We start from the raw sequence: 12,249 nt of genomic DNA, 5'->3' as shown, positions 1-12,249 counted from the left end.
GCCGACACAAGGGGTGTGGAGCCCGGCGCGCGGATCGGTGACCGGCCTCGTATTGTGAGGCAATGCTGATCGCTGGGGTGGTGTGCATGTGTGCGGCGGTAGCTTCCGCCGGGTTCGGAGCTTGGTCGCTGTCTCACAACCACGCCGTCGACGGCACGCAACTGGCATTGCGCGCCATGGCGCCGACTCAGTTGGCGGCCGCGGTGATGCTGACCGCGGGCGGTGTGGTGGCACTGGCCGCCTCGGCGCACACCGCGTTCGTGGTGCTGATCGTCTGCGTGGCCGGCGCCCTCGGCACACTGGCCGCGGGCTCGTGGCAGAGCGCGCGCTTCGCACTGCGCCAGGAGGCGGCCGCACCCAGTTGCGCCGGCGAGTGCACCTTTTGCACGCAGTCCAGCCACTGACGAAATCCCCCGACGATAGTCCGGCATGCTGAGGCGCTTGTCGTCGATCTTCGATCTGTTTCTGCTGGCTCTGGCCGCGACCGTCACGATCGCCTCGCTCTTCCCCGCCCACGGTGATGCCGCCAAGGTGGCGTCGCTTGCCGCCGAGTCAGCGATCGCGCTGCTGTTCTTCCTGTACGGCGCCCGACTGTCCCCCCAGCAGGCCTGGCACGGCGTGCGGCAATGGCGTTTACACCTGCTGGTGCTGGCCACGACGTTCGTGCTGTTCCCGCTGCTGGGGCTGGCTGCCCGGGCGTTGGTGCCCTCGGTCCTGACGATGGACCTCTACAACGGCCTGCTGTTCCTGTGCCTGGTCCCGTCGACCGTGCAGTCGTCGATCGCGTTCACTTCGATTGCGCGGGGCCATGTTTCGGCCGCGATTGTCAGCGCGTCGCTGTCGAACATCCTCGGCATCGTACTGACCCCGCTGCTGGTGGTGTTGCTGATGAACACCAGCGGCGCGGTCCACGTGGACGCCGGTTCGATGCGCGACATCTTCGTGCAGCTGTTGCTGCCGTTTGGCGCCGGCCAGCTGGCACGGCCCTGGATCGCGGGATTGATTCGCCGCTATGCCGCGGTGCTCAAGGTCGTCGACCGGGGATCCATCCTGCTGGTCGTGTACACGGCTTTCTCGATGGGCGTGGTCGAGGGCATCTGGTTCAGTGTCGACGTGTGGCGCTTGATCCTGGTTGCCTTGGTCGCGACGGGATTGCTCGCCATCGTGCTGATCGCTACGACACTGACCGGCCGAATCGCGCGACTGGACCGCGCCGATGCGATCGTGCTGCTGTTCTGTGGCTCGAAGAAGAGCCTGGCGTCCGGGCTGCCGATGGCGCTGGTGTTTTTCCCCGGCAACGTCGTGGGCCTGACGATGTTGCCGCTGATGATCTTCCACCAGATCCAGCTGGTGGTGTGTGCGGTGATCGCCGCCAGGCTTGCGCGGGAGGCCGACCAAACGTCGGCGTCGTCGGAGGTGGGGGAGGAGCGCTAGTTTCGGCTGACGTCGATCGGGTGGGTGGCCAGCAACGACAGGGGCAGCGGCTGCCGACGCAACACCTGGCCCCACAGGTCTTCCTTCGCCCCGACGAGAACGTCAGATGGCAACGCGGACAACACAATCCAGTCATCGCGCTCGATCTCGCCCTCGAGCTGGCCGATGGTCCAGCCCGAGTATCCGGCGTAGATCCGGACACCCTCGATCAGCGGGGCGATCAGATCGGGCTCGGCGTCCAGGTCGACCATCACGATCCGTCCCGCGACATGTCGCAAACCCGGCACCCCCTGCGGGTCCGCCCCGATTCTCAGCGCCGCCAGACACAGGGCGGCATCGCGCTTCACCGGCCCACCGATGAACATCGTCTTCGGCTTGGCGGCGAGTTTGGCCCACTGCGGCAACACGTTGTAGACCGCGGTTTCGCTGGACCGGTTGAGAACCACGCCCAGCGTGCCACCGTCGTTGTGCTCGACGATGTAAATGACGCTGCGCCGAAATGTCGGTTCGAGCAGATCGGTATTGGCCAGCAGCAAAGTACCCGCACGCACCCGCTGGGCAGCGGGTGCGATGTAGTCTTCGGGATCTTCCGGCTGGGGCATCAGTCCATCATCGCACTCCCGTAGCATCGCTCGGCACAAACAAACGCCGAGCGTAAATATTTGTACTGTTAATACTGCGGCGTCGCGTGCGATGTCTTTGTCCAGCCCAATCGTGGAAGTCGGTTCTGTGTTCCAAACCCGGATGCCTTCGCGTGCACCCGTCGAACTCTGGCAGTCGGTGCGCGCCATGCCGGATTTCCGGCGGGTGATTCAGGTGCGCATGGCGAGCCAGTTCGGTGATGGGCTTTTCCAGGCGACGGTGGCCGGCGCGCTGCTGTTCAATCCGGACCGGGCGGCCGATCCGCTGTCGATCGCGTTCGCATTCGCGGTGCTGTTCTTGCCTTATTCGCTACTGGGACCGTTCGCCGGGGCGCTGATGGACCGGTGGGACCGACGCTGGGTGCTGGTCGGCGCCAATGTGTGCCGGATGGTCCTGATCCTGGTGATCGGCACGATTCTCGCGGTGCGTGCCGGCGAGATGCCGCTGCTGCTCGGTGCGTTGTTGTTCAACGGCTTTTCCCGGTTCGTGGCCTCGGGGTTGTCGGCGTCGCTGCCGCACGTGGTGCCGCGCGAGCAGGTGGTGACGATGAACTCGCTCGCTACCGCCTCCGGCGCCATCGCGGCCTTCTTCGGCGCCAACTTCATGCTGATACCGCGATGGTTTGTCGGCGGCAGCGATCGGGGCGCATCCGTCATCATCTTCATGGCGCTGATTCCGGTGTGCGGGGCGTTGCTGCTGTCCCTGCGGTTTGGCCCACGGGTGCTGGGACCGGACGACACCAAGCGGGCGATCCACGGATCGGTGATCTACGCGGTGATCACCGGATGGGTGCACGGTGCGCGCACGGTGGCGTCTACGCCGACGGTGGCTGCCGCGTTGTCCGGATTGGCGTCGCACCGAATGGTCGTCGGGATCAATTCGTTGGTGATCCTGCTGCTGGCGCATCACACGAAAAACCCCGCGGTCGGCGGGCTGGGGATCGCGCTGGTGTTCTTCGCCGCGTCTGGGCTTGGTTCGTTCATCGCTACTGTGCTGACCCCACCGACGGTGCGGCGTTGGGGGCGCTACGCGGCCGCGAACGGCGCTCTGGCCGTGGCCGCGCTGGTCCAACTGGCCGGCGTGGGGCTGACATTGCCGGTCATGGTGGCGTGCAGCTTCTTCCTCGGCATCACCGGCCAAATGATCAAGCTTTGTGCCGACTCGGCGATGCAGATGGATGTCGACGACGCGCTGCGCGGCCACGTGTTCGCGGTGCAGGATGCGCTGTTCTGGGTGTCGTTCATCGTCTCGATCACGGTGGCCGCGATGTTGATTCCCGCCGACGGGCACGCACCGACGTTCGTGCTGTTCGGTTCGGCGATCTACCTGGCCGGGCTCGTCGTACACAGTGTCGTCGGCCGGCGCGGTCAGCCGGCGACGAGTCGCTAGGAGGTCAAGATGGCTGATGCCGGGCCGATGGTGGCCGATCTGCGTGCCGAAAGCGACGATCTCGACGCGCTGGTGGCGCCGCTGGCCGACACGCGCTGGGCCGAGCCGACGCCGTCGCCGGGCTGGAGCGTCGCACACCAGATCGCGCACCTGTTGTGGACCGACCGGGTCGCGCTGCTGTCGGTCACCGACGAGGCGGGTTTCGCCGAGGTGCTGGCCGGTGCGATGCAGAATCCCCTCGGCTTTGTCGACGCGGGCGCCGAGGAGCTGGCGACCACGCCACCGGCGGAACTGCTGAGCGATTGGCGAGCCACCCGGGGCCGGCTGCACAACGCGCTGCTCACCGTCGACGAGAGCCGGAAACTGCCGTGGTTCGGGCCGCCGATGAGCCCGGCGTCGATGGCCACCGCACGGTTGATGGAGACCTGGGCGCACGGGCTGGACGTCGCCGACGCGCTCGGCGTCAAGCGCGTGCCCACCGCGCGACTGCGCTCGATCGCCCATCTGGGGGTGCGCACTCGCGATTACGCGTTCGCGGTCAACGAGCTGGCTCCGCCGGCCGAGCCGTTCCTGGTCGAGCTGCGTGCGCCCGGCGGCGACGTCTGGTCCTGGGGTCCGGCCGATGCGGCCCAACGTGTCTCCGGTTCGGCCGAGGACTTCTGCTTCTTGGTCACGCAGCGCCGGCCGCTGAGCACTCTCGACATCACCGCACACGGGCCCGACGCACAACGGTGGCTGGAGATCGCGCAGGCATTCGCCGGCCCACCGGGGCCCGGTCGATAAGCGATAGGTCCCCTCGTGGCCGTGGCTGGCCTCCTGGCGGGCCTGCTAGAAGCGGCGCTCCGTTGACGACCGTCGGTCCGCGTTTTCGGGTTGTGACGCGAGGCATAGGTTGACCACCGGCCCGGAGGGTATTAGCCAGTAAAGCTTTTATGACGAAGGGATTGAACCATGGGCGACAGCGGACCAGAAGAAGCCGTGAAGGGCGTCGTGGAAGACGTGAAGGGCAAGGCCAAGGAAGTTGCCGGCATCGTGACCGACAACGACGGCCTGCGCGAGGAGGGCCAAGCCCAGCAGGACAAGGCCGAAGCGCAGCGTAACGCCGCTAAGAAGGAAGCCGAGGCGGAGGCCGCACACGCGGCGGAGAAGGCCGCCGAAGCACGGCAGAAGGCCGCCGAGTAACAACTTCGGAGCCGATCTGACCAGGTTGTCTTGCGCGGCTTGGCCTTTCGAGCAAGCCCGTCGTCCTTGACCTCAGGCCGGCGTCGAACGCGGATTGCTGGGTTCCCGCGAAGTCGAATCGCGTCTGGGACAACCGCGCAGTCGCCAATGTGGCTAAGAGTTTGCCGAAACCGGGCACCTGTCGACCGCGTGATGCCTCGCACTCAATCGTGAACGGACTGGGCGGGTTATCCGGCGCCGGATCCGGCGGACGTGGGTCAGCGACGCGCCCGCGGAATTCCGCTACTTGGTTGGAGCGTCAGGTCTCGTCGGGTGGTCCGCCGCCTACGACGACACGCGCTCGGGTGACGTCCTTGTCGGCTTGGCCTTCCTTGCCGTGCCCAAGCATGCCGGCCGGAGACATCGGCATCGGCGAGCCGCCCATGCCGCTGCTGGTCGGAGAGGTTGGCGGGCGTAGCTCGGACGCATTCAGCACTCCGGCGCGCAAGCTGGTCGGCCGCCCGCCGGCTTCGGGCTCGAAGCTGCTGGTGGGGCGGGTGTAGCTGGTCAGGCCGGCACCCGGGAAGCCGCCGCCACCGCCCACGCCGCCACCGCCGGCCGCGCCGCCAAGCGGACTAGTCGCTCCGGCCAGCATGGCTGGCTGGGCGGCGGCACCGGCGGCACCGGCATTGCCCGCGCCAGCCGAGGAAAACGCGCCCGTCAGCGACTGCATCAGTCCTTGCGGCATGCTGGCCATTCCCTGAAACGCATCCATCGGGGCCTTGACGACCTCTTGCAGCTGGCCGGTCAGTCCGGAGATCATCTGCAGCGGCTGCTGCATCATTGAACTGAGCTGGCTCCCGCCCTCGGCGGGCGCAGCCGCCGCCTGGCCCGCACCCTGCGTCGCCTGACTCCCTGCCTGCATCGCGCCATTCATCCCGCTCTGCGCCGCCGCCTGCGCCACGGCCGATGCGGCCGCCGCAGGCGCGGCCGGCGAGGCGCCCATCGGTGCCAGGGGTGGTGGAACGGCCAACGCCGCGACGAGCGTGGCCAGCGTGCTGGAGTACGCCCAGCCAATGGCCGAGTTGGTCGGCCAGTGGTGCCCGTAGTACTCGGCGTCCCGCTCGCCCATCGGCATGGTGTTCTGCCCGAACCAGTTGGTATGGGCCAAGACGACCCACTCGAACCGGTTGGTCGTCGACACGACGGACGGGACGACCGTGGACCGCGCGAGCATGAAGGCATCGACCGCGGCCGTTGTGACGCCGATCTTCTCCGCGGTCCAGCCCATCAGCGTTTGCAAGCCGGCGTTGAGACCGGTCGAGGTGATCATCGAGGCGATCGCGCCCACACCCTGCCAGTGCGCGGCCGTGGCCACCGCGTTGGCGCTGGAAAGACCTGCCGCGACACCGTTGTTCGTGGTCTCGGTGACCCACACCGCGTTATTGGCGAGAACCGAAGCCGGATTACCCGCCTCGAAGATCTGAGCGACGATCTCGGGCGGACCTGTCCACCTGGGGTCGGCCATGCTGGCTGCTTAGATCGCGCTCGCGGCCGCGTTGGCTATGTCGGTGCCGACACCCGTGGCGGACGCAAGACCCTGCGCGCCCGAGAAGGCGGCGCGTTGCCCGGCGTGCTCGGCTGCGGTCGCCAAGTAGGCCGCACCTGTCGCGTTCAGCGCGGCGGCGAACTCGATGGAATCGGCGTCCGGTGCCATCGGCAGCACACCAACCAGTGCCGCCGAGCCGGCCGACGTGGTAGCCGCCATCTCCTGGCTGAGTGCTCCTTCTGTGGCCGCCGATAAATCAACGGCGCCCGGCACCATGTCAAACAGACCGCTCATTGTGACCCTCCGTATGTGCGAATGCCCGGTTTCAACCGTCAGAGGGGTATACCCCCTTTTGGCTGGCTCCCCACCAGGCAAGTTGTGTCCGTCGAAATATCGCGGAATGCACCGATTCTATGGGGGTCTTCAGCAGCTGTCGATTCACCTTTTCGGCACCCCCGGCCGATCTTGTGGATTCGGCCTATTCCGGCGTTCCTACCAGCACACCTTCGATCGCACCATCGGTGGTGACGAGCAGACCGCGCCCCGGCGGTAGTTGCTGGGCACTGACCCTGGCGAACACCTTTACCGTCGCCGGGTCGTTGTCCATGAATAGGGTCGGCGCTCGCGAACTCGTCATCTTCTGCAAGAATGGATTCGTCACCGAGACCCCGGCCCAGTTTCCGGGCAAACGCGACGCAATCACGTGCAGGCCTATCTCGCGACTGCGCTCGATCAGCCCCCATAACGGAGCGCTGGCGCCCGCCTTGCCGATCGCGCCGTGTGGGCGCAGTTCCTGCTCGTCGTCGATCAGGAGGAAATGGTGCGGACCCTCCCACGTGCTGCGGCTCAGCAACTCTTCCTGACTCAGACCGGAGGGCGGGAGCCGGTCGCGCATCAGCGCCGCCAACTCCTCGATCACGGTGTCGATGTCGTCGGCGGTGTAGGCGTATGCGCGCACGTGCGGCCCCCGGATTTTGCCGATCAGCGACGTCTTGGGATCGATGATGGTGATTTGCGCCTGCTCGGGACTGAACCTGCTCATGACCGCTTGACCGAAGGCAGCCAGCGTTGTCGTCTTGCCGCACAACTGCCGGCCCAGCACCAGCATGCTGGGCACCGTTCGCGTCGGTAAATACGTTGGCTGCAAAGCACTTTCGCCGATGGCGAAGGGAATATTGAACGGGTCGGCTGCCACATCGGTCTCGGCGAACGCCGCGATGATCTGGGCGAGTTGAATTTGTTCGGGCAACCGCGCCAGCTTCTCGAGCCTGCCGACGCCGGTTACCTCGGCAATGACCGCACCGAGTTGCCGGGTCGGCACCCGTTCACCGGTGGCCGAGACGATCTCCGGTACGCCGACCAGCAACTCGTGGCCCTCGCGAGTGACGCCGAACCCGGGTCGATCCAGCGTGTTGCGCGCGGCCCTTCGGCGCTCGAGGCCCTCGCCCATCTGGGTTTCGTCCGGGTTGCTCAGCCGCAGCTGGATGCGCGCATTCGACACGTTGACCAGCGCCTGCTTTTGTCCTACCAGCCAGGCCGTGGCGGTCGTCGCGACATGGACCCCGTACGAGAGGCCCTGGCGCGCGATCGACACCACGCGGTCTCCCATCGCGGCATCCTTGTCGTACAGATCGCTGAAATTGTCGACGACAAGGAAGACGTCGCCGAACTTGTCGGCGGGATCAGTGCCGCCCTCCCGCTCGGTGCCGAATCGCCGTTCCCGGAATTCGGAGATGTCGATCTGATACTGCTTAAACGCTGCCTCGCGCGCCAGGATCAAGCCCTCGATCGACGCGACGGTCCTCGAGACGCCTTCCTTGTCTGTTTGGCTGACGACCGACGCCACGTGCGGTAACTCTTCGACGGGGTACAGCGAAGCCCCGATGCAGAAGAACGTCACCCGCTCAGGCCGATACATCAATGCGGCCGAGGTGATCAGCGACATCAGCGTGGTCGATTTGCCGCGCTGGGCGGTCGCCACCACCATGATGTTGTCCATCTCGGCGTCGACCGCGTGCACCCGCTGCGCGTGGTCTTCGGGGATGTCGACGACGCCCACCGGGAACACCAGACCGGGATTGTCGCCGTAGTCGACGTACCACGGCTTGCGCCGCCAGCTCGCCACCAGCACGTCCATCGTCTCACTGACTTCCAAAGGCGGCAGCCATATTTGGTGGGGCGGACGCGCGCTGTGCGACATCAGCGACTCGCGGATCACGTCGACCAGCTTCTTCTTCCGGAACCCGTCGGAGTGGAACAGGAACTCGTCGGGCTCCTCAGGCTCGTCCGCGACGGCCAACGCTTCGCTGTCGGCTTCGCTGAGCGGCTGGTAGGCCCAGGTGAGCGCCCGCGGCTGCGAAAAGCTCATCGCCACAGTCTTGTTCACGTTGACCGCCCGCTTCGGTACCACGAACGGGGCGGACACATAGAAGCACCGGAACTGTTCGAGGTCGCGTGGTCCCACCTTGAGCAGGGCGTAGCCGTTCTCCTTGGACGGCAGATGCAAGGCCGCGTCGCTACCGATCACATCGCGGGAGTCCTCCGCGGTCTCCGCACGAAGGGCCACCCGAAAAGCGATGTTGCTCTTGACCTTACTGAGCGACGACAGATCCAGCCGCTGACCGCCGAGGGTGAAGAAGACGTTACAGCCGCGGCCCTCTTGCCCGATGTGGATGACCAGATCGATCCATTCCGGATGATGAATGAACAATTCGAGATATTCGTCGATGATCACCAGCAGAATCGGTACGGGCTCCAAGTCACGACCGGCGAGGCGCATTTCTTCGTACTCGTTGGCGTCGCGGGCCCCGGCCTGGTTGAAAAGACGGTACCGCCGGGCGATCTCACCGTTGACGGCCTTGCGCATTCGCTCGGCCAGATGACGGTCGTCCTTGCCCAGGTTGGACAGCGAACCCGCGACGTGGGGAAACCCCTGTAGATCCTGGGCCGCGGATTCGAACTTCATGTCGACGAAAATCACGATGAACGTCTCGGGGGAGTGCGTCAACGCGATACCGGTGCAAAGCGACAGGAAGTATTCCGACTTGCCGGAACCGGATGTCCCGATGACGACCGAGTGAAACCCGAAACCACCAAAGTCTTTGGCGCGCAGAATAATCTGTTGCAGCTCACCGCCTTGCTTGACACCTACGGGCATCATCGCCCATTTGTGGTCGCCGCGACCGCGGCTCTCGCCCCAGAGTCGATCGACGTCGAGTTCGCGGGGGTCGCTGATGCCCAGCGCGCGCAACAATTCGCCGCCTTGGCTGTCGGTTTCCGACAAGTCTCCGGCGCTCATCGGGGACCAGCGGGCGAGTGCTCGCGCGTACCGGTTGGCGGTGCTTTCGGCGAGCATGTCCGCCACGGCGTAAAACGTGCCGCGGTGGATGAGCCTGCCTTCCCGCAGCGCGAAACGCTCACTGTCGTCGCTGAATCCGACCCCGAGACCGGCCCGGGTAGCCAGCCGCAACACCGTGATGCCGGCCATGCCCTTCTGCCCGGTTACACCCTCCCACTGTTCGGGGGTGCCGACATTGTCGTCGACAATCACCCAGTGCGGTCCCAGCGCCAGACCTGGGCTGGACTCGATCGGCGATGGCATGGATGTCGGGCTCATGCCGACCGGTGGTGTCCACGGTCCGCGGCCCTTGCGGTGCAGCTCGGCGTCAAGCGCCTCTTCCAGTTCGGTCGGGGAGGTGAAGATCAATCGCCGCAGTCCGCAGGCGTCGAACATCTCGTCATGCTGGTTGTGCGGCAGCCACACCAGCCACGACCACAATTCGGGGTGGCGGGTGACCACCATGACTTTGAGATCGCTGGAGCTGTGGTAGACGGCCAGCGAGCACAAGATCGAACGGGCCAGGCTGTGCAATTCGCCCGGATCGTCGCCGACGAAGCTGAAACCGGGTTTGGACCGCAGGCTCAGCACCTTGCCGATTCCACGGATCTTGCTCTGCTCGAGAATGAAATCCCTTAGTGCGCCACCGGTTACAGGTTCAAGCTCTTCACCGATCGGAACGTCGGGCCACTGCAGTGACACCGCGGATTCGCTGGCTTGCTGAATCCCGATCCCCAGCCGGACGTCGAGGAAGTCCGGGTCGGCGGGACGCCGTTCCCACATCCGCGGCCCGCCGATCACGGTGTCAAGCTTCTGCGGATCGCCGTGCACGAACAGCTGGCTGCGTCGCTGATCCTGAGCGGCGCGTTGCACTTCGTCGCGGTCGTCGTCGAGCTGACGCAGGTAAGCCCGGCGTTGCTTTTCTTGTTCGCCCCAACTGATTCGGCGCCCGCGTCCCAAACGCCCGCTGAACATCAGCGTGCCGAACCCGACCAGCCCGATCATCGGGAAGAAGCCCGACTGCAGGGATCGGATCCCGGATGCGTACATCACCACCAGCGTGCCGATGATTCCGACGAGCAACGCGGGAACCGCGATCATCAGCAGGATGTTGCGGGGCTCGCGCTCCGGCAGTGCCAGGGGCGCGGCGACGGCGATGCGCACCGGCGGAACATTCGGCGCGGGCTTGCGGCGACCGCGGACGAAACCTCGTTTGGACATCGTTGTCTAACCCCCGCCTGCCAGCTCGTTGAGATCGGGAATCGGCGCCACGGCACCACCTCCCGAGACGGCGTCGCGCGCCACCAGCGCGGCGTCACGACCGATCGCGGGCCCGGGCGCGAAGGTGCGCACGATCGGCCATGGCGCTTGCACCGCCAGCTTTGGATCCAGCCCCAACGCCTGCAAGGTGGCGTGGTCGGATTGGATGCCGTACCGAACACCTTGCGGTGAAATCCAATACAGGCTCTCGCGGCTGTCGGCCGTCGCGACGCCGCTGGTTGTCGTCACGAAGTTCGCCGCACCCGGCAACATCAACGTCTGTTGTGCCTCGGCAGAATTGGGGTCGCGATCGTCGCGAACCAGGCGAACCACCCGGGAATCCATGCCGATCGAAACCGGCAGCCCGCGGCCGCTGAAGACCGTGATCCGGGCCTGCGGGTCGCCCGATTGCTTCTCCCAGCCCACGCACGTTGCCGGGTTTGCAGACGTATCAACGAATTCCAGTTTCTCCGAGGGGTAGTAATCGACATCGAGCACGTCTACCACCGGGATCTGAATCAGCTTGTCGGGAGCGACGAGGGTGGGTGTTGTCGAGCCTTCCGAATCCGCGGTCCGCAACAGGTCGGCGACGAAGCTGGTGATCTTCTGGACGCCGTCGGGCAACAGCACATAGAAGCCGTTGACGGAGCCGCTCGCGTCGCGGGTTTCCAGGACCCTGCCCACAATGGAACCGGGTAGCCATCGCGACGGCGTGCCGCGGCCCGGAATGCCGGGCAGCACAATGGGTTCCGTCGACGGCATCGCGTCGAACAGGGCGTTAGAGATTTCGATCGGGTATGTCACACCGGGATCGAGACCGAGGTTGAATGTCACCGACCGGTCCGCCGGATCGATGCGGGATCGTTGCCCGTGCCAGATCACATACGTTGCGCCCTTGTGCGTTGCCAGGATGGCCTGCTTCGGGCGCATCGGCTCCGACCGGCCGATGGGGGAGAGCTGCCCGGCGATGGCGGTCACCACTGGCGCGGTTCCGCTGCCGCGGGCCGCGGCGGCGTCGCAGACCGACCACGCCGATTCAGCGCTCGACGTGATCGGCAAGCTGTCGGGCGCCCCCGGAATGCCGATGATCGGGCCCGTCGGGTACTTGGCGATCTCGCTGGCTCTGACCCACGTCGGGGCACCGGCACTGCCGACCGCCAGCCGGGCCGAGGTCAAGTTGAGCGCGGGGTAGAGCCGGCCGTTGATCTTCGCGTAGACCGCACCAGTGTCGCGGTCGCCGATGATCGACGCCTGTCCGACCAGCCCTGAGGGCTTCATGACATGCAGCAGCGCCATCCACCCGACGCCGATCAGAACGAGCACGATCGACAGGGCCACGGCCGCTTGCTGTTTGCGGTCGTCGTGCTTCATCCGGACCGAGAACCGGGTGATCGCGGCGCGCAGCCGACGGTTGTAGAACAGGTGCCCCGAATTCTGATCCCGGTTGGACAGATTAAGTGGCACGGTCATTCTCCTT

At 65.9% G+C, this 12,249-nt stretch carries 10 protein-coding genes; 5 read left to right on the top strand and 5 right to left on the bottom strand.

Annotated features, from left to right (window positions below; translation table 11 throughout):
* Positions 1–62: 62 nt before the first annotated feature.
* Positions 63–404 (top strand): hypothetical protein, encoded by a 342-nt coding sequence (locus MAAFP003_RS27585; RefSeq protein ID WP_096290743.1) that lies wholly within the window; start codon positions 63–65, stop codon positions 402–404.
* A gap of 25 nt (positions 405–429) precedes the next feature.
* Positions 430–1,434, top strand: a complete 1,005-nt coding sequence (locus MAAFP003_RS27580; RefSeq protein ID WP_096290742.1) for a bile acid:sodium symporter family protein — start codon at positions 430–432, stop codon at positions 1,432–1,434.
* On the opposite strand, the gene MAAFP003_RS27575 is transcribed toward MAAFP003_RS27580, so the two are convergent.
* Positions 1,431–2,036 (bottom strand): YqgE/AlgH family protein, encoded by a 606-nt coding sequence (locus tag MAAFP003_RS27575; protein ID WP_423790960.1) that lies wholly within the window; start codon positions 2,034–2,036, stop codon positions 1,431–1,433. The two genes, MAAFP003_RS27580 and MAAFP003_RS27575, sit on opposite strands and share 4 nt — an antisense overlap.
* A 91-nt stretch (positions 2,037–2,127) precedes the next feature.
* Here MAAFP003_RS27575 and MAAFP003_RS27570 point away from each other — a divergent pair, with 91 nt between their 5' ends.
* The 3 genes from MAAFP003_RS27570 (at position 2,128) to mbp1 (ending at position 4,647) form a co-directional block, all read left to right on the top strand.
* Positions 2,128–3,465, top strand: coding sequence for an MFS transporter (locus MAAFP003_RS27570; protein ID WP_243394242.1), 1,338 nt, complete (start codon positions 2,128–2,130; stop codon positions 3,463–3,465).
* A gap of 9 nt (positions 3,466–3,474) precedes the next feature.
* The gene (locus MAAFP003_RS27565) at positions 3,475–4,248 is read left to right on the top strand and encodes a TIGR03084 family metal-binding protein (protein ID WP_096290741.1); all 774 of its coding nucleotides are present in this window, start codon (positions 3,475–3,477) and stop codon (positions 4,246–4,248) included.
* 168 nt (positions 4,249–4,416) lie between these two features.
* Positions 4,417–4,647, top strand: a complete 231-nt coding sequence (gene mbp1, locus MAAFP003_RS27560) for a microaggregate-binding protein 1 (protein WP_096290740.1) — start codon at positions 4,417–4,419, stop codon at positions 4,645–4,647.
* A 298-nt stretch (positions 4,648–4,945) separates the two neighbouring features.
* Here the strand turns inward: mbp1 and MAAFP003_RS27555 are convergent, their stop codons facing one another.
* From MAAFP003_RS27555 to eccB, 4 genes are all read right to left on the bottom strand, one after another.
* Positions 4,946–6,154: a PPE domain-containing protein gene (locus MAAFP003_RS27555; RefSeq protein WP_096290739.1), complete on the bottom strand. Its 1,209-nt coding sequence runs from the start codon at positions 6,152–6,154 to the stop codon at positions 4,946–4,948.
* Positions 6,155–6,163: 9 nt separating this feature from the next.
* Positions 6,164–6,469: a PE family protein gene (locus MAAFP003_RS27550; protein ID WP_243394241.1), complete on the bottom strand. Its 306-nt coding sequence runs from the start codon at positions 6,467–6,469 to the stop codon at positions 6,164–6,166.
* Positions 6,470–6,653: 184 nt separating this feature from the next.
* The gene (gene eccCa / locus MAAFP003_RS27545) at positions 6,654–10,733 is read right to left on the bottom strand and encodes a type VII secretion protein EccCa (protein ID WP_096290738.1); all 4,080 of its coding nucleotides are present in this window, start codon (positions 10,731–10,733) and stop codon (positions 6,654–6,656) included.
* Positions 10,734–10,739: 6 nt separating this feature from the next.
* Complete coding sequence (eccB, locus tag MAAFP003_RS27540) at positions 10,740–12,236, bottom strand: type VII secretion protein EccB (protein ID WP_096291458.1); 1,497 nt, start codon at positions 12,234–12,236, stop codon at positions 10,740–10,742.
* Positions 12,237–12,249 lie beyond the last annotated feature (13 nt).

Source organism: Mycobacterium ahvazicum, from assembly GCF_900176255.2.
GTDB lineage: Bacteria > Actinomycetota > Actinomycetes > Mycobacteriales > Mycobacteriaceae > Mycobacterium > Mycobacterium ahvazicum.
Note: the sequence above shows the minus strand (reverse complement) of the source record. Positions and strands in the feature narration are given on the sequence as shown.

Excerpts from the sequence above, each read along its gene's own strand:
- eccCa (WP_096290738.1), bottom strand. The coding sequence starts at position 10,733 with ATGTCCAAACGAGGTTTCGTCCGCGGTCGCCGCAAGCCCGCGCCGAAT.
- MAAFP003_RS27565 (WP_096290741.1), top strand. The coding sequence starts at position 3,475 with ATGGCTGATGCCGGGCCGATGGTGGCCGATCTGCGTGCCGAAAGCGAC.
- MAAFP003_RS27570 (WP_243394242.1), top strand. The coding sequence starts at position 2,128 with ATGTCTTTGTCCAGCCCAATCGTGGAAGTCGGTTCTGTGTTCCAAACC.
- MAAFP003_RS27555 (WP_096290739.1), bottom strand. The coding sequence starts at position 6,154 with ATGGCCGACCCCAGGTGGACAGGTCCGCCCGAGATCGTCGCTCAGATC.
- MAAFP003_RS27580 (WP_096290742.1), top strand. The coding sequence starts at position 430 with ATGCTGAGGCGCTTGTCGTCGATCTTCGATCTGTTTCTGCTGGCTCTG.
- mbp1 (WP_096290740.1), top strand. The coding sequence starts at position 4,417 with ATGGGCGACAGCGGACCAGAAGAAGCCGTGAAGGGCGTCGTGGAAGAC.
- MAAFP003_RS27550 (WP_243394241.1), bottom strand. The coding sequence starts at position 6,469 with ATGAGCGGTCTGTTTGACATGGTGCCGGGCGCCGTTGATTTATCGGCG.
- MAAFP003_RS27575 (WP_423790960.1), bottom strand. The coding sequence starts at position 2,036 with ATGCCCCAGCCGGAAGATCCCGAAGACTACATCGCACCCGCTGCCCAG.
- MAAFP003_RS27585 (WP_096290743.1), top strand. The coding sequence starts at position 63 with ATGCTGATCGCTGGGGTGGTGTGCATGTGTGCGGCGGTAGCTTCCGCC.